The sequence below is a fragment of the Devosia sp. T2-14 genome, from assembly GCF_055397495.1.
Genome location: NZ_AP027921.1, coordinates 879,506 through 896,540 on the forward strand (window position 1 = coordinate 879,506; position 17,035 = coordinate 896,540).

The 17,035-nt window shown below is 63.7% G+C and carries 23 protein-coding genes; 17 read left to right on the top strand and 6 right to left on the bottom strand.

All coding sequences use genetic code 11. The features are described from left to right. The first annotated feature begins 4 nt into the window (after positions 1–4). The 6 genes from ACZ5WT_RS04285 to ACZ5WT_RS04310 all read left to right on the top strand — a co-directional run bounded on the left by ACZ5WT_RS04285 (position 5) and on the right by ACZ5WT_RS04310 (position 2,932). The gene (locus ACZ5WT_RS04285) at positions 5–910 is read left to right on the top strand and encodes a LysR family transcriptional regulator (RefSeq protein WP_464286148.1); all 906 of its coding nucleotides are present in this window, start codon (positions 5–7) and stop codon (positions 908–910) included. 7 nt (positions 911–917) lie between these two features. Further along, a complete protein-coding gene (locus ACZ5WT_RS04290; RefSeq protein WP_464286149.1) occupies positions 918–1,112 on the top strand; it encodes a twin transmembrane helix small protein in 195 nt (64 codons plus the stop codon). Positions 1,113–1,114: 2 nt separating this feature from the next. Continuing rightward, positions 1,115–1,711: a cob(I)yrinic acid a,c-diamide adenosyltransferase gene (locus tag ACZ5WT_RS04295; RefSeq protein ID WP_464286150.1), complete on the top strand. Its 597-nt coding sequence runs from the start codon at positions 1,115–1,117 to the stop codon at positions 1,709–1,711. Positions 1,712–1,729: 18 nt separating this feature from the next. Continuing rightward, positions 1,730–2,416 carry a rhomboid family intramembrane serine protease gene (locus ACZ5WT_RS04300; RefSeq protein ID WP_464286151.1) on the top strand — a complete coding sequence of 229 codons (687 nt, stop codon included), beginning with the start codon at positions 1,730–1,732 and terminating at the stop codon, positions 2,414–2,416. A 99-nt stretch (positions 2,417–2,515) separates the two neighbouring features. Next, entirely contained in the window at positions 2,516–2,698 is a 183-nt protein-coding gene (locus ACZ5WT_RS04305; protein WP_464286152.1) for a putative motility protein, read from the top strand. 12 nt (positions 2,699–2,710) lie between these two features. Then, complete coding sequence (locus tag ACZ5WT_RS04310) at positions 2,711–2,932, top strand: hypothetical protein (RefSeq protein WP_464286153.1); 222 nt, start codon at positions 2,711–2,713, stop codon at positions 2,930–2,932. Here the strand turns inward: ACZ5WT_RS04310 and ACZ5WT_RS04315 are convergent. Further along, positions 2,929–3,591: a TlpA family protein disulfide reductase gene (locus ACZ5WT_RS04315; RefSeq protein WP_464286154.1), complete on the bottom strand. Its 663-nt coding sequence runs from the start codon at positions 3,589–3,591 to the stop codon at positions 2,929–2,931. The genes ACZ5WT_RS04310 and ACZ5WT_RS04315 overlap by 4 nt on opposite strands. A gap of 23 nt (positions 3,592–3,614) precedes the next feature. On the opposite strand from ACZ5WT_RS04315, the gene argH reads away from it, so the two are divergent. From argH to lysA, 3 genes are all read left to right on the top strand, one after another. Continuing rightward, positions 3,615–5,063, top strand: a complete 1,449-nt coding sequence (gene argH, locus ACZ5WT_RS04320) for an argininosuccinate lyase (protein ID WP_464286155.1) — start codon at positions 3,615–3,617, stop codon at positions 5,061–5,063. 27 nt (positions 5,064–5,090) lie between these two features. Then, complete coding sequence (locus ACZ5WT_RS04325) at positions 5,091–5,819, top strand: gamma-glutamylcyclotransferase (RefSeq protein WP_464286156.1); 729 nt, start codon at positions 5,091–5,093, stop codon at positions 5,817–5,819. Positions 5,820–5,991: 172 nt separating this feature from the next. Then, positions 5,992–7,260, top strand: coding sequence for a diaminopimelate decarboxylase (lysA, locus tag ACZ5WT_RS04330; protein WP_464286157.1), 1,269 nt, complete (start codon positions 5,992–5,994; stop codon positions 7,258–7,260). Positions 7,261–7,311: 51 nt separating this feature from the next. Here lysA and ACZ5WT_RS04335 read toward each other — a convergent pair whose 3' ends face one another. Both ACZ5WT_RS04335 and ACZ5WT_RS04340 read right to left on the bottom strand, forming a co-directional pair. After that, positions 7,312–7,719, bottom strand: coding sequence for a response regulator (locus ACZ5WT_RS04335; RefSeq protein WP_464286158.1), 408 nt, complete (start codon positions 7,717–7,719; stop codon positions 7,312–7,314). After that, positions 7,719–8,618: an MJ0042-type zinc finger domain-containing protein gene (locus ACZ5WT_RS04340; RefSeq protein WP_464286159.1), complete on the bottom strand. Its 900-nt coding sequence runs from the start codon at positions 8,616–8,618 to the stop codon at positions 7,719–7,721. The genes ACZ5WT_RS04335 and ACZ5WT_RS04340 overlap by 1 nt, the downstream gene beginning before the upstream one ends. Before the next feature lie 219 nt (positions 8,619–8,837). Here ACZ5WT_RS04340 and ACZ5WT_RS04345 point away from each other — a divergent pair, with 219 nt between their 5' ends. From ACZ5WT_RS04345 to ACZ5WT_RS04375, 7 genes are all read left to right on the top strand, one after another. Further along, positions 8,838–9,500 carry a cell division ATP-binding protein FtsE gene (locus tag ACZ5WT_RS04345; protein ID WP_464286160.1) on the top strand — a complete coding sequence of 221 codons (663 nt, stop codon included), beginning with the start codon at positions 8,838–8,840 and terminating at the stop codon, positions 9,498–9,500. Then, positions 9,493–10,422: a cell division protein FtsX gene (locus tag ACZ5WT_RS04350; protein ID WP_464286161.1), complete on the top strand. Its 930-nt coding sequence runs from the start codon at positions 9,493–9,495 to the stop codon at positions 10,420–10,422. The genes ACZ5WT_RS04345 and ACZ5WT_RS04350 overlap by 8 nt, the downstream gene beginning before the upstream one ends. A gap of 84 nt (positions 10,423–10,506) precedes the next feature. After that, positions 10,507–11,313 carry a lysophospholipid acyltransferase family protein gene (locus tag ACZ5WT_RS04355; protein WP_464286162.1) on the top strand — a complete coding sequence of 269 codons (807 nt, stop codon included), beginning with the start codon at positions 10,507–10,509 and terminating at the stop codon, positions 11,311–11,313. 91 nt (positions 11,314–11,404) lie between these two features. Then, positions 11,405–11,785: a hypothetical protein gene (locus tag ACZ5WT_RS04360; RefSeq protein WP_464286163.1), complete on the top strand. Its 381-nt coding sequence runs from the start codon at positions 11,405–11,407 to the stop codon at positions 11,783–11,785. Between the two features lie 276 nt (positions 11,786–12,061). Then, complete coding sequence (gene rpmF / locus ACZ5WT_RS04365) at positions 12,062–12,241, top strand: 50S ribosomal protein L32 (protein WP_464286164.1); 180 nt, start codon at positions 12,062–12,064, stop codon at positions 12,239–12,241. 109 nt (positions 12,242–12,350) lie between these two features. Then, positions 12,351–13,751 (top strand): class II fumarate hydratase, encoded by a 1,401-nt coding sequence (fumC, locus tag ACZ5WT_RS04370; protein WP_464286165.1) that lies wholly within the window; start codon positions 12,351–12,353, stop codon positions 13,749–13,751. A gap of 174 nt (positions 13,752–13,925) precedes the next feature. After that, entirely contained in the window at positions 13,926–14,381 is a 456-nt protein-coding gene (locus ACZ5WT_RS04375) for a hypothetical protein (RefSeq protein WP_464286166.1), read from the top strand. A 44-nt stretch (positions 14,382–14,425) separates the two neighbouring features. On the opposite strand, the gene ACZ5WT_RS04380 is transcribed toward ACZ5WT_RS04375, so the two are convergent. From ACZ5WT_RS04380 to gloB, 3 genes are all read right to left on the bottom strand, one after another. Beyond that, on the bottom strand, positions 14,426–14,680 hold the full coding sequence (locus ACZ5WT_RS04380; protein WP_464286167.1) for a hypothetical protein: 255 nt from the start codon (positions 14,678–14,680) through the stop codon (positions 14,426–14,428). A gap of 143 nt (positions 14,681–14,823) precedes the next feature. After that, entirely contained in the window at positions 14,824–15,363 is a 540-nt protein-coding gene (locus ACZ5WT_RS04385; protein WP_464286168.1) for a GNAT family N-acetyltransferase, read from the bottom strand. A gap of 2 nt (positions 15,364–15,365) precedes the next feature. After that, positions 15,366–16,133 carry a hydroxyacylglutathione hydrolase gene (gene gloB, locus ACZ5WT_RS04390; protein WP_464286169.1) on the bottom strand — a complete coding sequence of 256 codons (768 nt, stop codon included), beginning with the start codon at positions 16,131–16,133 and terminating at the stop codon, positions 15,366–15,368. A gap of 105 nt (positions 16,134–16,238) precedes the next feature. On the opposite strand from gloB, the gene ACZ5WT_RS04395 reads away from it, so the two are divergent. After that, positions 16,239–16,970, top strand: coding sequence for a class I SAM-dependent methyltransferase (locus ACZ5WT_RS04395; protein WP_464286170.1), 732 nt, complete (start codon positions 16,239–16,241; stop codon positions 16,968–16,970). Positions 16,971–17,035 lie beyond the last annotated feature (65 nt).

Sequence of the window (17,035 nt, forward strand, 5' to 3'; positions counted from 1 at the left end):
AATTATGAATAGAGAGCCGGACTGGGCGCTGTGGCGCAGTTTCTCTGCCGTCATCACCAATGGGTCGCTGTCAGCGGCGGCGCGCGAGCTGGGCATCAGCCAGCCCACGGTGGGCCGCCATATCGAGACGCTGGAAGCCGATCTCGGCCTGCCGCTATTCGAGCGCAGCCTCACCGGCCTCAAGCCCAACACCACTGCCCTGCGTATCCATGAGCCGGTGGCGCAGGCCCAGGCTGCCCTGGCAGAGGCGGCCATGCTGGCCGAGGGCGCGCAGGACGATCTGGGCGGCACGGTGCGCATCACCGCCAGCGCCGTCATTTCCAATTACGTGCTGCCCGAACTGCTGCTGCCGGTCCGCGAACAATATCCCCGCATCGCCCTCGAAATCGTCCCCTCTGATTCGGCCGAGAACCTGCTCCTGCGCGAAGCCGACATCGCCATCCGCATGTTTCGCCCCACACAGCTTGAATTGATCACCCGCCACCTGGGCAATCTGCCGATCGTAGCGGCGGCACATCGCCGCTATCTGGACCGCCGCGGCACGCCCGCAACTATCGCCCAGCTGGCCGATCACGACCTGATCGGGCTCGACCGGTCGGATGCCATCATCGCCCATGCGCGTCGGCTGGGCTTCCCGCTGACACGCGAGAATTTCCAGCTCCGCGCGGACGATCAGCCCCTGATGTGGGAGATGATCAGGGCTGGCTTGGGCATCGGTTTCGCGCAGGAAAATCTGGTGAAGGCCAATCCGGACCTCGTGGCTTTGCAGCTCGATCTGGCGATTCCGCCGCTCGAGGTCTGGCTCACCACGCACAGGGAATTGTTCACCTCACATCGGATTCGTGCCATCTATGACGCACTGGCAGACGGCCTGTTGACCTATCTCAGCGGCCAGTCGCCCAATCGGTAGGATTGCCATGCAAGACGTTCTCAATATTGCCATCGCCCTCGTGCTGCTTTTCGTCGTCGTAGTGCTGGGCATGGGCCTTTGGAACATGCTCCGTGGCGGCTCGGGCAATACCAGCCAGCGCCTGATGCGCCTGCGCGTCATCGGCCAGGCCGTTGCTCTGGTGCTGCTGCTGGCGGCACTGGTCTTCTTCGGCGCGCGCTAGCCATGGTCAAACTCAACCGCATCTATACCAAGACCGGCGACGACGGCACCACCGGGCTGGTGCGCGGGCCGCGTCGACCCAAGTATGACCTGCGCGTTGAGGCCTATGGCACCGTGGACGAGGCCAATGCCGCCGTGGGCATGGCCCGCATCCACACCGCCGCGCTGCCCAAGATCGACATGCTGCTGGGCCGCATCCAGAACGACCTGTTCGATGTCGGCTCGGATCTGGCGACGCCCGGCGCCGACGACCCGGGTGCCGAATATCCCTCTCTCCGCATCCGCCCGGTTCAAACGGCTTTCCTCGAAAAGCAGATCGATCACTTCAACGCCGATCTCGCTCCCCTCAAGAGCTTTGTCCTGCCCGGTGGGACCGCGTTGTCAGCCGCACTCCATGTCGCGCGCACCGTGACCCGCCGCGCCGAGCGCATCACGGTCGAACTGGTGGCCGCCGAACCCGACACCAACCCGGAGGCCGTGCGCTACCTCAACCGACTTTCGGACCTGTTCTTTGTGCTCTCCCGCGTTGCGAACAACAATGGCGGCAAGGACGTCCTGTGGGTCCCCGGCAATCATGGCGATCTCAAAAAGGGCGACTGACGCCCCAAGGATGGATGTTTGTTCCTGCCCCTGCATGACAGAAATCCCATCCGCCATGTGCGCTTCCCCTATGTGACCTATGGGCTGATGGCGGTGACCATCCTGTCCTTCGCCTTCCAGTCGGCGCTGCCGCCACGGGCCTTCGAGCAGGCCACCATCGACTTCGGCATGATCCCCATCGTCGTGCGCAACCTCTATCCGCAGCCAGTCCCCTGGCTGCCCGATTGGGCAACGCTGGTCACCTACATGTTCCTGCATGCCAGTTGGCTGCATCTGTTGAGCAACATGCTGTTCCTGTGGGTGTTCGGCGACAATATCGAAGACGCCCTCGGCCACTTCAAATTCCTGGTTTTCTACATCGCCTGCGCGGTGCTGGCGGCGCTGGCGCATCTGCTTGCCAACTGGGACTACAACGGGCCCCTGGTCGGCGCCTCGGGCGCTGTCGCCGGGGTCATGGGCGCCTATATCCTGCTCTATCCCCATGCGCGGGTGTTCGTGCTGGCGCGCATTGTCATTCCCATTCCCCTGCCCATCCCGGCATTCTGGATGCTCGGCTTCTGGATCGGTACCCAGCTCTTCTTTGTCCTGATCGGCTCGGACGAGCCGGTGTCCTGGTGGGCGCATCTGGGGGGCTTTGTGGCCGGTATGGTGCTGGCCGCGCTGCTGCGCCGCCGCGACGTCCCGCTCTGGGGCGGGCGCCGCTGATCCCATGCAATTCGCACCAAATTGGCGCGCTGGCCCAAGCTTTTGTTTACCGGCAGCGATTAGGGTCGGTTCTGGACATTCAGCACAGGGAGGTCCGTCATGAATACCGACCTATCCATGCAGATGATCGCGATGAATTCGGCCAAACTGCAGAACAGCATGCAGATCGCCGTGTTCAAGAAGTCCCACGAGATGCAGACCGAGCTGCTCGACACCCTGATGCAGACGGCATTGTCTGCGCCCCCGCCCGGTCAGGGCACCAAGGTCGACAAGCTCGCATAGGGAGATTTCGCGATGAGCAACGCTCTCGGAATCGGCCCGGCTGTCATGATCAATCGCCTCGCGCACCAATCAGGCACCTCAGCCACAACCAATCTGGCCAAGGTCGCCGAATTGCGCATGGCCTTGATGATTGCGGTGGATGAGGAGGCCGCCAAGGCGGCCGATGCCAGTCCGACGGGTGAAGCGGACGCCGTTCCGCCCGCTTCCGGTGCCGAAGTCGACCGCCTGATCTAGTCCTTGAGCGCCAGCAGGGCCTCGATCACGGCTTCCCCGTCCGGCGTGTTCCACTCTGCCGGGCCCTGCAGCACGGCCAGTTCACACCCGCTCTCATCAAGCAGCAGCGTCGCCGGCAGGCCGATGGCCACAGCTTCCTGCTTCAGCCGTTCAAAGGCGGCAAAGGTGTTGTCGGCATAAAGCGGCAAGTTGGCGAACTTGCCCTCGTTGAGGAAAGTCTGCGCCTTGGCATTGCCGCCCTCGCCGATATCGAGGTTGATCGGCAGCACCATGAAGTCATCGGAATTGTACTTCGTCGCCAGCGCGTCGAGCGCCGGCATTTCCTCGCGGCACGGCACGCACCAGCTGGCCCAGAAGTTGACCAGCAGTGCCTTGCCCTTGAAATCGGCAATGCTCATCGGGGTTCCGGCGGCATCCTTGAAGGCCATGCTGGCATAGCCGCGCCCTTCACCCGTGCCGTTGAGCGCTGCCAATTCGCCCTTTGCCGCCTCGGCAATGGCTGCTGCGGCGCCTTGCTGCACCGGACATTCCTTGGCCACACTGGCATTGCCGAGCCAGAACCACGCGGCTATAGCTAGCGCCAATCCCGCCAACCCCAGGATGATCCACAGCCGGACGCGGCTCGTAGCTCCGGGGCGGGGCGCGTGCGTATCGGTCATAAAAGCAATCTCCGAGGTATTCGATGAGCAACAAGATGTGGGGCGGCCGGTTCGCCACCGGCCCAGACGCCATCATGGAGGAAATCAACGCTTCGATCGGTTTCGATCAGCGCCTCTACCCCCAGGACATTGCCGGATCGATAGCCCATGCCACCATGCTCGCCGAGACGGGCATACTGACGCATGAGGATCGCGACGCCATCATCGCCGGTCTAACCGAGGTGCTCGCTGAAATCGAGGGCGGCTCCTTCACGTTCTCGCGGGCACTGGAAGACATTCACATGAATGTCGAAAGCAAACTGCGAGAAAAGATCGGCGATGCTGCCGGAAGATTGCACACTGCGCGCTCGCGCAACGACCAGGTCGCGACCGATTTCAAGCTCTATGTCCGCGACACCATCGATACGCTGGTGGTCCAGATCCGCACCTTGCAACTGGGACTGGTCACCCGCGCCGAGGACGAAGCCGAAACCATCATGCCCGGCTTCACCCACCTGCAGAGCGCCCAGCCGGTGACCTTTGGCCACCATTTGCTGGCCTATGTCGAAATGCTCGGCCGCGATGCCGGTCGTCTGCTCGACGCCCGCAAGCGCCTCAATGAAAGCCCCCTCGGCTCGGCCGCACTGGCCGGCACGCCCTACCCGATCAATCGCGACATGACGGCCGAAAAGCTCGGCTTTGATCGCCCGACGGCCAATTCGCTTGATGCCGTTTCGGACCGCGACTTCATCCTCGAAACGCTGGCTGCCGCGTCGATCTGCGCCATGCATCTCAGCCGCTTTGCCGAGGAGATGGTGATCTGGAGCTCCGCCCAGTTCGGCTTCATCAAGCTCAGCGACAAGTTCACCACCGGCTCCTCAATCATGCCGCAGAAGCGCAATCCGGACGCCGCCGAGCTGGTGCGCGCCAAGATCGGGCGTATCCTGGGCGCGCTGACCAGCTTGCTCGTCGTCATGAAAGGCCTTCCACTCGCCTATTCCAAGGACATGCAGGAAGACAAGGAAGTCGCCTTCGACGCCCTCGACGCCCTCTCGCTGTCGCTGGCCGCCATGACCGGCATGGTGGGCGACATGATGCCCAACCGCGAGCGCATGCGCACCTCGGCTGCCGCTGGCTTCTCCACCGCCACCGACGTTGCCGACTGGCTGGTGCGCGAGCTCAACATTCCGTTCCGCGACGCCCACCACATTACCGGCCAGATCGTGGCCCTTGCCGAGCAGAAGAATACCGGTCTCGAAGGCCTCACCATCGAGGATTTCAAGCAGATCGATGCCCGCATCGACAGCCGCATTCACAAGGTGCTGACCGTCGAGGCCTCGGTCGCCGCCCGCAAGTCCTATGGCGGCACCGCGCCCGCCAATGTGCTGATGCAGGCTGCCCGCTGGAAGAGCGAGCTGACCGGTGAGCAGCATGAGCCGCGCCCGCTCGGCAAGAAAAAGCATGGCGGCCATGGCGATGGCGGCATTGAATAGGGCGAGCCGATAGCTCACTCTGGCGGCATGCCCCAACGTCCGCACGCCGCCCGTCAGATGCGTCTCACCGAGCAGCATGTTGCCTTGCTCGATCCCGGCGAAGCCCTCGCCGGCACGCCGGTGCCGCCGGCCGACACTGCAGCGGCGACCACGGCGGATCATCACGCGACCATCGAACGGCTCTTTGCCGGGCATGAGCCCGGCGAAGAGGTCTGGTTCTTTGCCTATGGATCGCTGATCTGGAAACCCGCCTGCGAATTCGTGGAACTGCGCACCGGCCTGTTGCATGGCTGGCGCCGGTCCTTTTGCCTGGGCTGGAACGAAACCTTCCGCGGCAACCCCGCCCATCCCGGCCTGATGCTGGCACTCGATCGCGGCGGGTCCTGCCACGGCGCGCTCTACCGCCTGCCGCCGGACGCCGTGGAATCCAACCTGATCCGGCTGTTCGAACGCGAAATGGGGTGGCGGCCAACGCCCTTCCCGCCGCGCTGGGTCACCGTGCGATCAGGCGAACGCGCAGTGCGGGCACTGACCTTCTGTGTCGACCGCCACAGCGGACGCTATGTATCGGGCTTGAGCGAGAACCAGATCGCCGACGTGCTGGCCACCGCGACCGGCCCAGGCGGCTCGATGGCGGAGTATCTCTACGCCACCGTCTCTCACCTCGAGCAATTGGGCATCCGCGACCACCATCTGTGGCGCCTGCAGGAGCTGACGGCGGCGCGCATCGAAGCGACCCATGGGGTTCAGCGCTAAGTCGTGCTTTTGTTTTTGATCGCAGTGCTCTAGGGATTTTCGCGAACCCTTTCACCACTTCCGGTGACAGCGCGGCCCCCGGCCGCTACTGCCGCCGCTGTGGGCACCATCACATCGCTCTGCCATGGCCCCGGCCCCTTCAGGCTGGCATCTGGGCGACACGAACCTGAGGATGACCGCCTTGGCCCTGCATTTCGAACACCGCGATACCACCCTGTTCGCCGAGGACGTCAACCTCAACGACCTCGCGGCCACGGTTGGCACGCCCCTCTATGTCTATTCCAGCGCCGCCCTGCGCCAGCAGGTGCGCGCGGTGAAGGCGGCCTTCGAGGGCATGCCGACATTGCTCGCATACGCCATGAAGGCCAATTCCAACCAGGCCGTGCTCAAGTTGATGGCCGCCGAAGGCGCCGGCGCCGACGTGGTCTCGCTGGGCGAACTGGAGCGTGCGCTGGCCGCAGGCATCGCACCCTGGATGATCGTCTTTTCAGGGGTCGCCAAGACCGTCGCCGAAATGCGCCGGGGCCTCGAGGTCGGGATCAAGTGCTTCAACGTCGAGAGCGAGCCCGAACTCGAACGCCTCTCGATGGTGGCCGCCAGCATGGGCAAGACCGCCCGCGTCTCGGTGCGCGTCAATCCCGACGTGGACGCCCGCACCCACGCCAAGATCTCCACCGGCAAGGCGGAGAACAAGTTCGGCATTGCTTATGCCCGGGCCCGCGAGGTCTATGCCCATATCGCCACCCTGCCCAATGTTCGGGCAGTGGGCGTCGACATGCATATCGGCAGCCAGATCACCGATCTCGAGCCGTTCCGCGATGCCTTCACCCTGCTGGCCGAGCTGGTCCAGGCGCTGAAGGCTGACGGCCACGCCATCGAGCATATCGACGTCGGCGGCGGGCTGGGCATTTCCTACAATGCCGACGAAGCTGCCCCGCCCTTGCCGGCGGCCTATGCCGCTGTGGTGCGCGACAAGGTGGGCCAGCTCGGTTGTACGCTGGTGATCGAACCCGGGCGCCTGCTCGTCGGCAATGCCGGCATCCTGGTCACCAAGGTGGAATATGTGAAGGAAGGCGGCACCAATTTCGTCATCGTCGATGCGGCGATGAACGATCTGATCCGCCCCACGCTCTATGAAGCGCACCACGACGTCGTGCCGGTCAACCACTCGAACCTTGCCCCGATCACTGCCGATATCGTCGGCCCGGTCTGCGAAACCGGCGACTATCTCGCCAAGGCGCGCACCATGCCTGGCGTTCGGGAAGGCGATCTGCTGGCCGTGATGAGCGCCGGCGCCTATGGCGCGGTGATGGCTTCGACCTACAATTCGCGCGCTCTGATTCCAGAAGTTTTGGTGGATGGCGACCGTTTCCACGTCATCCGCCCGCGCAAGACCATCGACGACCTGATCGCCCTCGACAGCGTCCCCGACTGGCTCTGATTTGAAGTCCTGGCCCGTCCTCGACAGGGCTGGCCAGGGCCTCCAAAATTCCTACTGCATCGCCTGGCGGGCCAGTGACAGCACTTCCACCGGCTTGCCCTCTAGCGCGTCATCGATCTTGGCCAGCAGGTCGGCCAGGGAAAACGGCTTGGTGATGACGTCATAGACCAGGGCATCGAGCCCATGGGCGCGCTCGCGCTGGTCGGCAAAGCCGGTCATCAGCACGATGGTGATGTCGGGATATTTCGCCCCGACATGCAGCGCCAGCCCGATGCCATCCATGATGGGCATCTTGATGTCGCTCAGCATCAGGTCGAACCGCCCCTCTTCGGCGTCGGCGGTTTCGGCGGCAAGCCCGCCATCTTCTTCGGCAACGACCTCATGACCTTTCATCGTCAGGGCGCTGACCACAAAGGCGCGCACCGAGGGATCGTCTTCGGCAACAAGTATACGGGCCATCAATGTTGCTCCGGATTTGGGTGGTCGGATGCGGCGGCGGCCGCCGGTTGTTCTGGTGTCTGGGCCGGCAGGGTGGTCACCTCGCCGGCACTCCCGGCGGAAGCGGCAATCGTATGTCCCCCGGCAAAACTCAGGCGGACCCGTGCAGCGTCGCCCGGAGGCAGCGTAAGCTGGGTATCAAAGGTCGAGCGCTCCCCGGCCATAAGGTCGCGAACCGATGGCGTGACGCTCCACTCGTAGATGCCCCGCCCGTTGGCATCGAGCAGGGTGACGACGACCGCCGGCACCTTGACCGGGTCCGGCATCAATCCCACGATCTGGGCGGAAACATGGAGCACATCGCTGCCGTCGCGCTTGGTGCGCATGGTGGTGACATTGGTGAAGTCGAGCCCCACCACATTCACCCCGAGCCCCACCGCGGCATAGGCCCCGGCCATTTCGGGGAAGCGTTCGACAACCTGGACGCGGCCGAAATAGCCAACGACCAGAACCACGCCCAGCGACAGGAAACCCAGTATGCGCAGGGTCCGGCGCAACCGGGCCAGCGGCAGCTCGGCCTCCATGGCGCTGCGACGGCGCGTAAAGGCCTTTTGCTGACGGCGCAGCATGGCCGGGTCGAGCTTCTTGTTGGCCAGCTGGGTGGGCTGGGATGCCGCCTCGCGCGCGGGCTCGTCTTCGGTGGTCGCAGACTCGGCCTCGCTGGCCAGCAGCTCGTCCATGGCGTCTTCCGCCAGTGCGTCAAACTGATTGCCGTCGTCCGGCGCCGACGACGGACGGGCCGGGGCGCGCTGTTCCCAGGCCTGCTGGCACTGGGCGCACTGCACCTTGCGGCTCACCGATCCGATGGCTTCGTAGGTCACCTGATACTTGGTCTGGCAATGGGGACAGGTGATAATCATCGGGCCAGACGGTTCGCGGGACGCAGTTACTCGACGCCAACCCTAGCGGGCGGGGGTTAAAACTCCTCAAACCTCTTCCCTCGCTTTGGCAATCCACCACATTTGTGCCCCTTTCGTGCCCTCTCAGACGGGCCGAGGCGCATGCAATGGCTAGGGCTGTTATGATGCGGCCAACACCTGATTCGCCTGACGGGCGGAGCAATTGGGGAGCCTGCCTACTTGATCGAATTTTCCGATGTCGGGCTACGCTACGGCAATGGTCCGGAAATTCTGCGGGACCTGACCTTTTCGGTCGAGCCGGGCTCGTTTCATTTCCTCACTGGCCCCTCCGGTTCGGGCAAGACCAGCCTGCTGCGCATGCTGTTGCTCTCGCTCAAACCCTCACGCGGCCGCGTCACCATGTTTGGCGAGGATGTGGGCAATCTCACTCAGGATCGCCTGCTGCAGATGCGCCGCCATATCGGCATCGTCTTCCAGGAATTCCGCCTGCTCGACCACCTGACCACGTTCGAGAACGTCGCCCTGCCGCTGCGGGTCCTGGGTCAGCCTGAAAGCGAATACCGCCCCAACGTCACCGAACTGCTCGAATGGGTTGGCCTTGGCGAGCGCATGAACGCCCTGCCCTCGCTGCTTTCGGGCGGCGAAAAGCAGCGCGCTGCCATTGCCCGCGCCGTCATCGCGCGCCCCAAAGTGCTGCTGGCCGACGAGCCGACAGGCAATGTCGACCCCGAACTGTCGAGCCGACTCGTGCACCTGTTCGCCGAGCTCAATCGTACGCTGGGCATGACCATCATCCTGGCCACGCACGAATTGCCGCTGCTGGAACAGTTCAACTATCCGCGCATGCTGCTCAGCAAGGGCGAGCTGGTGATCCATGATTGAACGCATCCTGGCCTTCCTGCCCACCCGCAAGGGCGCGGCGCCCATCGTTCCGGAAAAAAGCGTCGCCGGGCGCACCCTTCTGCTGCTGATCACCATCATGAGCTTCCTCTCCGCGGTGACGCTGGGCGGGGTGGTGCTGGTGCAAAAGTCGGCCATCGCCTGGTCAGCCGATGTCGGCCGCGAGGTCACCATCCAGATCCGCCCCGTCGAGGGCGAGGTCATGGCCTCCAATCTGCGCACGGCCGTTTCCTTGGCCGAATCGACCCCCGGCGTCGCCTCGGCGCGCGCCCTGACCATCGAGGAAAGCCAGAAGCTGCTCGAGCCATGGCTCGGAGCCGGGCTCGACCTGACCGCGATCGAAGTCCCCAGCCTCGTCGTCGTTCAGCTGTCCGACCCTGCCGATGCCGATATCGAGGGCCTCGCGCGCAATCTCGGCGTCATCAAGGGCGCGAGCCTCGATACCCATGCCGCCTGGCGGCAGCAGCTCAACACCATGGCTGGAACCGTCGTGCTGTCCGGCCTGCTGGTTCTGCTGCTGATCGGCGCGGCGACCGTGCTGGCCATTGTCTTTGCCACCCGTGGTGCCATGGCGACCAACCGCGAGATTGTCGACGTGCTCCACTATATCGGGGCCTCCAACAAGTTCATTGCCGGCGAGTTCCAGGGGCGGTTTCTGTCCTTCGGCCTGCAAGGCGGCCTCCTGGGCGCGGTCGCGGCGCTGCTATTCTTCACCGTCGTGGGCACCGTGGCCGGCAATATGCTGTCCAGTGAAGCCGGGGCGCAGGTGGGTGTTCTGTTCGGCCGTTTCGCCCTGGGCTTTGACGGGATGATCGGCATTCTTGCCGTGGTGCCGGTCATTGCGGCACTGACGGCAATCACCTCGCGCATCACCGTACGGCACTACCTCAGCGAAACCTCCTGACCGTCACACCACCCGAACGGCCTCGCCAACCTGCCAATTGCCCGCTATGACGCTGGCGACGGCGCGAGGCCGTGGGAGACTTTGATGGCTATTCTGCAGGCCCTGCGCACCGCGCTGTTCTATCTGATCTTCATTGGGCAGACGGCCATCATCGCCATCACTATCGGCACCGTTGCCTTGTTCAGTGGCCGCACGCGCTTCAGCTGGGCGCTGGCAGTCTACTGGTGCCGCTCCAACCTAGTGTTTCTGCGCGCCCTTACGGGGGTCAAGACCAAAGTAACCGGCGCCGAGAACATTCCCGAAGGCGGCTGCATCATCGCGGCCAAGCACCAGAGCGACTGGGACGTCTTCGCCATCTTCCCCCATACCGGCCGCCCCGCCTACATCGTCAAGAAGGAGCTTATGCGCATCCCCTTCTTCGGTTGGGCCGCCCGCTCGCTCGATTGCATTGAAGTCGACCGCAAGCAGGGCGCGGCCGCCGTGCCCCTGATGATGGAACAGGCTCATGCCGCCATCGAACGCGGCTGCCGCATCGTCATTTTCCCCGAAGGCACGCGCAAGGCCCCGCTGGCCCCCGCAGATTATCGCCAGGGCATCGTTCGCCTCTACATGGAACTCAACGTGCCAGTCGTGCCGGTAGCGCTCAATTCGGGGCTGTTTTGGGGCCGCAACAGCCTCGTCATCTGGCCCGGCACTGCCGAGGGCAAATTCCTGCCGCCGATCGAGCCCGGCCTGCCGCCCGACGTGTTCATGGACCGACTCAAAAAAGCCATCGAATCAGAATCCGATGCCCTCATTCTCAAGGCTGAGGACGAAGGTCTTGCCCGCCCCATTGATCCCAAGCTGCGTCAGCGCCTCGATGAGGTCAGGAAGGCTCGCACGTCGGCCTAACCACCATATATTGACGCACAAGACAAACAAGACCATACATATAGAAATCAAGCGATGGGTCGCTTGACATGTTTGGCATTTCGTTCTATTTTTGTTCTTGTTCGTTGAACGCTACGAGGATGGCGTGAAGATGGTCGGCGCAGAGCAGAAGGTGCTGGTTCATGGCTTCGGCCGCGAGAGCCACTGGCAAGGCCGGTCCGGCCGCGCCTATGACCTGATCAGCGAAAATCTCGACCGTTTCGCCATGAGCGATGCCGATCTATATGTCATAGCCAAGGGCAGCCATGTGCTGTGGGTCGGCTCCACCGACGAGCTGGTGGGCGACCCCTTGAGCCGCAGCCGATTTCGGCTGGCGCTCGATTGTGCCGACCGCGTGTTGCGCGTTCTGACGCCTGGCACTGTCGGCGAACGGCTCACCACGATCTGGGACCTTGAGGGCGCCGAACCGGCCCCCGGCGCCCAGGCCGCCTGAATCCCCTTCCGCTGAGCAGACCTCCGCTGCCGCATCCGGCTTGGCTTTGCCGCCCGTTCATGCGACGAATACGCCGTGGGCTGCCGAGGGCGATGCACCTCGCCGCAGGCAACGGTGGACAAACTTGTCCACCGCATGATTTGTGGCGCGACACTTGTGCAAAATCCCCTAGCCAAGCCCCTTCTCATGCTCTATAGAGCCCTCAATTCCTTTCAGAGATGATGTCTCTGGGCCGCTAATTGGCGGCGCAACGATATTGAATTCGGAGTACCGACCATGGCAGTGCCAAAACGTAAGACCTCGCCGATGAAGCGTGGCTTCCGCCGTTCGGCCGACGCCCTTGCCAGCGCATCCTATGTCGAAGACAAGGATTCGGGCGAGCTGCGCCGTCCGCATCACGTCGACCTCAAGACCGGCATGTACCGCGGTCGTCAGATCCTCGACGTCAAGAAATAATCGGCGCGCGCCTTGCGCTCGTTTCTGTTATGCCGACGGCCGATCCCTTCCGGGGTCGGTCGTTTTGCTTTGTCTGCCGCCGGGGAGCGGCCAATTCTTGGAGTTTGTCATGAGCGTGCGCGTTGAATCGGACACGATGGGCACCATCGAAGTACCCAACGAGAAGTACTACGGTGCGCAGACGGCCCGAAGCCTTGCCAATTTCGACATTGGCGGGGAGAAGATGCCGCAGGAAATCGTCAACGCCTTTGGCGTGCTCAAGAAGGCCGCCGCGCTCGCCAATAACAAGCTGGGCCTGCTCGATGCCGAGACGCTCAAGCTGATCGTTGCCGCCGCCGACGAAGTGATCGCCGGTAAGCTCAACGACCACTTCCCGCTCGTTGTGTGGCAGACCGGCTCGGGCACCCAGTCCAACATGAACGTCAACGAGGTGATCTCCAACCGCGCCATCGAGATGGCCGGCGGCACCATGGGCTCCAAGAAGCCCGTGCACCCCAATGACCACGTCAACATGAGCCAGTCGTCCAACGACACCTACCCTACGGCCATGCACATCGCCACCGTCGAGGCGATCGAGAACTACCTGTTTCCGCGCGTAAAGCTGCTGCGCGACACGCTCGATGCCAAGGCTGAGGAATTCATGGATGTGGTCAAGATCGGCCGCACCCACCTGCAGGACGCTACGCCTCTGACGCTGGGCCAGGAGATCAGCGGCTGGGTTGCCCAGATCGACTATGCCATCGCCGCCATCAAGGCGACCCTGCCCCAGCTCAAGGAACTGGCCCTGGGCGGCACCGCTGTCGGCACGGGCCTCAATGCCCATCCCGACTATGCCGTCGCCGTCGCCAGGGAAATCGCCGGCCTCACCGGCCATGATTTCGTCACCGGCCCCAACAAGTTCGCCCTGCTGGCCGGCCACGACGCCTTTGTCGGCACGTCCGGCGCGCTGAAGCAGCTGGCTGTTGCCTTCATGAAGATCGCCAATGACGTGCGCTGGCTGGCTTCCGGTCCCCGTTCCGGCCTGGGCGAAATCACCATTCCGGAAAACGAGCCCGGCTCCTCGATCATGCCGGGCAAGGTCAATCCGACCCAGTCCGAAGCCATGACCATGGTCGTCGCCCAGGTGATGGGCAATGACGCGGCCATTGGCTTTGCCGCCAGCCAGGGCAATTTCGAGTTGAACGTGTTCAAGCCCGTCATCGCCTACAACATCCTGCAGACCATCCGCCTACTGGCCGACTCGGCCAAGTCGTTCAACGACAACTGCGCTATTGGCATCGAGCCCGACCGCAAGCGCATCAAGCAGCTGGTCGATCAGTCGCTGATGCTGGTGACCGCGCTCAACCGCAAGATCGGCTACGACAACGCCGCCAAGATCGCCAAGACCGCGCACAAGAACGGCAGCACGCTGCGCGAAACGGCGATCGAACTGGGCCTGCTCACCGGCGAGGAGTTCGACGCCGAAGTGAAGCCGGAACAGATGGTCGGCCCGCTCAAACTGAAGAGCTGATTGCCTGACTGAGATCTCTCAGTCGTCTCCCTCCCCCTGGCGGGGAGGGATCAAGGGTGGGGGATGAGAGCCCCAATTTCGTGCTCCTCCCCATCCTAACTTCCCCAGCAAGAGGAGGAATTGGCCGCACGTGCTGGTCATCACCTTCCCACGAAATCCCCATTGGAGCCCCGCATGACCGAGACTGTCTACATTCCCTCCAATGGCCGCCAGCAGCCAGTGCGCCCCGGTCGGTTCATCCCGCCGCTGCTGGTCTTTCCCTTCCTGGCCTACAATCTGGTGGTCTTCACCATTTTCGGCGGCAATCCGATCAATTGGTCCGCGGGCATGTTTGCCCTGCCCATGCCATCGGGCACCGCCTGGCAGATCAGCGCCGGCGACTTCCTGCTGGTCATCGGCATTGTCTGCCTGTTCTTCGAAGTGCTGAAATCCACCCGCAGTAGCCGCGCCTCGATCACCGAGCACATGCTCTCCATGGTGATCTTCGTGGCGATGCTGGTCGAATTCTTGCTGGCCGGTGCAGCCGCCAGCTCCGTCTTCTTCCTGCTCATGGTGATGAGCCTGATCGACGTCGTGGCCGGCTTTACCGTTTCGATCACCAGCGCGCAGCGCGACGTATCGATGAACTAGGCAGAACGGAATTCGCCTCGAGCCGAGCCGAATACCGATTCGCTCTAGGTGACGATGCTCGTGCGGTAGCCCATCGGCATGCGTTTCACGGCAATCTTGGCGCCGGTGCTATAGGCACCGACCGCCCCTTCGGGGCTGGTGCGCTGCTTGGCGCGCTGGGGCGCCAGATTGTGCCGTTCTGCCAGCACCTGGCTGATGAAGGTTGCGGTCGTTTCATTGCGGACGGTCAACGTGGACCGCGTGCGGGTCTCCACGATCCGCACCATGATGCTCTCCAGCACCGTGTCAAAATCGGCCATTACAGCCTCGCTTGTCTCAAAGCAGGCCAGCTTTTCCCGATATGGGATGATTAATCTGCCCTACCCCTACATATCTGCAATCGGCGTGCCATACGCTAACGATTTGTTAGTAATTTGGATGCAGCTGTGGACAGATTCGTAGGTCAGAGGGTTAACCGCATGACATGGCGGCGCTTTCCGGCGGTTCCAACTGCGGTAAAGCCCAGCCGTTCGAAGGCAGGCACGAAGCCCATGAAGCGATAGCTGGGAGATTGCGGGTCGACCGGATAGGCCTCGAGCACCCCGGCTCCGGCCAGCCGCGCCGCCTTGGCCGCCGCCCCGATCAACGCGGCACTGAGCCCGCTCTTGCGCTGGGACTTGGCAATATACATGCAGGTGAGCGACCACACCTTGAGCGCATCGTCGGGGCCGCCCAGGCCGCGAAAGCTCTCCTTGGGCGCCACCGACACCCAGCCCACCGGCTCGCCATCCAGATAGGCCAATAGCCCCACCGGCTCGCCCGCAGCGATCCGCCCCAGCATTTGCCGTTGGCGGCTGGCGCTCCTGGTGTCCTTGAGTTCGGCGCTGCTGGCGCGCCAGGTCATGCACCAGCAATAGTTCGGCGCACCGCGCGCGCCGAACAGTGTTTGGAAATCGCTGACCGTCTTGTCCGTTACCGGCTTGAAGGTCAGCGCGCCGGACATGGCTAGAAGTTGTCCTTGCCCTTGCGGATGGCGGCGAACACATCGGCTGGCGCCGCGCCTTCAAGGCCATAATGCTTGGCCAGCACCGGATCGTCGGCGCGCAGGAAGGGGTTTGCCGCCTTGTCCTCGCCCAGCGAGAAGGGGATGGTGGCCTTGCCGGCGGCGCGCAGTGCCTCGACCTCGGCGGCCCGCTTCTGCAGCGCCGCATTATCCGGATCGATCGACAGCGCGAACTTGGCATTGCCGGCGGTATATTCGTGGCCGCAATAGACCAGCGTGTCGTCGGGCAGCTCGCGCAGCGCCTTGACGCCTTCCCACATCGGCCCGGGCGTGCCTTCGAACATGCGGCCGACACCCAGCGAGAACAGCGCGTCGGCGCTGAACAGGTGCTTGCCCACCTTGTCGTGGAACACGATATGGCCCAGCGTGTGGCCCGGCGCGTCGAGCACGTCGAACGTGGTTTCGCCAAGCTGGATGGTCTCGCCACCCGCCACCAGCTCATCGAGCCCTTCGATCTTGTCGGCTTCGGCGCGTGGCCCCACCACGCGCACCCCGAACTCGGCCTTGAGGTCGGCAATCGCCTCGACGTGGTCGATATGGTGGTGGGTGATGAAAATGTCGGTCAGCTTCCAGCCACGATGCACCAGGGCATTCTTGATGGCGGCGGTTTCTGGCGCATCGATCGCGGCCGTCCGGCCGGTGGCGGTGTCGTGAACCAGATAGCCGAAATTGTCGCTCCGCGCCGGGAACACATCGACGATCAGACCCATGGCACTACTCCTGAATAATAAGACTGCGTGAAAGCTAGGTTGGCCGCCCCTACATGACAACCGGCCAATTGGACAAGTCTGCGCGAAACCGGCAGACTTGCCCGCATGACCGTCGATGTGACCCGCCTCATTGCCTATTACAAGTCGCCGCTGGGCCGCATCTCCCGTGCGCTGGTGCGTGAACAGGTCGCAGGCCTCGCCGAGGACGTCACCGGCAAGCGCGTATTGGGGCTGGGCTTTGCCACGCCCTATATGCGGTTCACCCTCGATCGCGCGGAGCGCGTGCTGGCCTTCATGCCTGCCCGGCAGGGCGCCTCGGCCTGGCCGCGCGAGGGTCCGTCGCACACGGTGCTCTGCGATCCGCTGGAAATGCCGCTGCCCGATGCCGCGATCGACCTCACCATCGCCATCCATGCTCTTGAGCACGTTGCCGACGCCGAGGAACTGATGCGCGAGCTCTGGCGCATCACCGCGCCCAATGGCGAGCTGATTCTGGTGGTGCCGCGCCGCCGCGGCATCTGGGCCCAGCGCGACAACACCCCCTTCGGCTCGGGCAATCCCTATTCGGGTGGCCAGCTCGACCAGCTGCTGCGCGACCACAGCTTCATCCCCGAAGCCTGGCGCGATGGCCTGTTCCTGCCGCCCATCGAAAACGGGCTGGTGCTGAAATCGACCCGCCTGTTCGAGGGGGCCGGACGGCTGTTTGCGCCTGCCATGAGCGGGGTCATCTGCGTGCGCGCCCGCAAGGCCGCCTTCCCCGCCGTGCCCCGCCGCATCCGCGCCGAGCGCTTCGTGCGCGTCCCCGGCCTCAACACGGCGACGGCAAGGCACAGTTAGGTCCGCCTCCCCCGACTGCCGAAATGCGCAACTCCCTTTGCGTTCCGCACCTCGTTTGACTATGG

What these genes read in the sequence shown, in the direction of transcription:
- ACZ5WT_RS04375 (WP_464286166.1), top strand. Translation starts at nt 13,926, where the DNA reads ATGACCGAGACTGTCTACATTCCCTCCAATGGCCGCCAGCAGCCAGTG.
- lysA (WP_464286157.1), top strand. Translation starts at nt 5,992, where the DNA reads ATGACCGCCTTGGCCCTGCATTTCGAACACCGCGATACCACCCTGTTC.
- fumC (WP_464286165.1), top strand. Translation starts at nt 12,351, where the DNA reads ATGAGCGTGCGCGTTGAATCGGACACGATGGGCACCATCGAAGTACCC.
- ACZ5WT_RS04340 (WP_464286159.1), bottom strand. Translation starts at nt 8,618, where the DNA reads ATGATTATCACCTGTCCCCATTGCCAGACCAAGTATCAGGTGACCTAC.
- ACZ5WT_RS04305 (WP_464286152.1), top strand. Translation starts at nt 2,516, where the DNA reads ATGAATACCGACCTATCCATGCAGATGATCGCGATGAATTCGGCCAAA.
- ACZ5WT_RS04310 (WP_464286153.1), top strand. Translation starts at nt 2,711, where the DNA reads ATGAGCAACGCTCTCGGAATCGGCCCGGCTGTCATGATCAATCGCCTC.
- argH (WP_464286155.1), top strand. Translation starts at nt 3,615, where the DNA reads ATGAGCAACAAGATGTGGGGCGGCCGGTTCGCCACCGGCCCAGACGCC.
- ACZ5WT_RS04325 (WP_464286156.1), top strand. Translation starts at nt 5,091, where the DNA reads ATGCCCCAACGTCCGCACGCCGCCCGTCAGATGCGTCTCACCGAGCAG.
- ACZ5WT_RS04295 (WP_464286150.1), top strand. Translation starts at nt 1,115, where the DNA reads ATGGTCAAACTCAACCGCATCTATACCAAGACCGGCGACGACGGCACC.
- ACZ5WT_RS04285 (WP_464286148.1), top strand. Translation starts at nt 5, where the DNA reads ATGAATAGAGAGCCGGACTGGGCGCTGTGGCGCAGTTTCTCTGCCGTC.
- ACZ5WT_RS04350 (WP_464286161.1), top strand. Translation starts at nt 9,493, where the DNA reads ATGATTGAACGCATCCTGGCCTTCCTGCCCACCCGCAAGGGCGCGGCG.
- rpmF (WP_464286164.1), top strand. Translation starts at nt 12,062, where the DNA reads ATGGCAGTGCCAAAACGTAAGACCTCGCCGATGAAGCGTGGCTTCCGC.
- ACZ5WT_RS04380 (WP_464286167.1), bottom strand. Translation starts at nt 14,680, where the DNA reads ATGGCCGATTTTGACACGGTGCTGGAGAGCATCATGGTGCGGATCGTG.
- ACZ5WT_RS04385 (WP_464286168.1), bottom strand. Translation starts at nt 15,363, where the DNA reads ATGTCCGGCGCGCTGACCTTCAAGCCGGTAACGGACAAGACGGTCAGC.
- ACZ5WT_RS04335 (WP_464286158.1), bottom strand. Translation starts at nt 7,719, where the DNA reads ATGGCCCGTATACTTGTTGCCGAAGACGATCCCTCGGTGCGCGCCTTT.
- ACZ5WT_RS04355 (WP_464286162.1), top strand. Translation starts at nt 10,507, where the DNA reads ATGGCTATTCTGCAGGCCCTGCGCACCGCGCTGTTCTATCTGATCTTC.
- ACZ5WT_RS04395 (WP_464286170.1), top strand. Translation starts at nt 16,239, where the DNA reads ATGACCGTCGATGTGACCCGCCTCATTGCCTATTACAAGTCGCCGCTG.
- ACZ5WT_RS04315 (WP_464286154.1), bottom strand. Translation starts at nt 3,591, where the DNA reads ATGACCGATACGCACGCGCCCCGCCCCGGAGCTACGAGCCGCGTCCGG.
- gloB (WP_464286169.1), bottom strand. Translation starts at nt 16,133, where the DNA reads ATGGGTCTGATCGTCGATGTGTTCCCGGCGCGGAGCGACAATTTCGGC.
- ACZ5WT_RS04290 (WP_464286149.1), top strand. Translation starts at nt 918, where the DNA reads ATGCAAGACGTTCTCAATATTGCCATCGCCCTCGTGCTGCTTTTCGTC.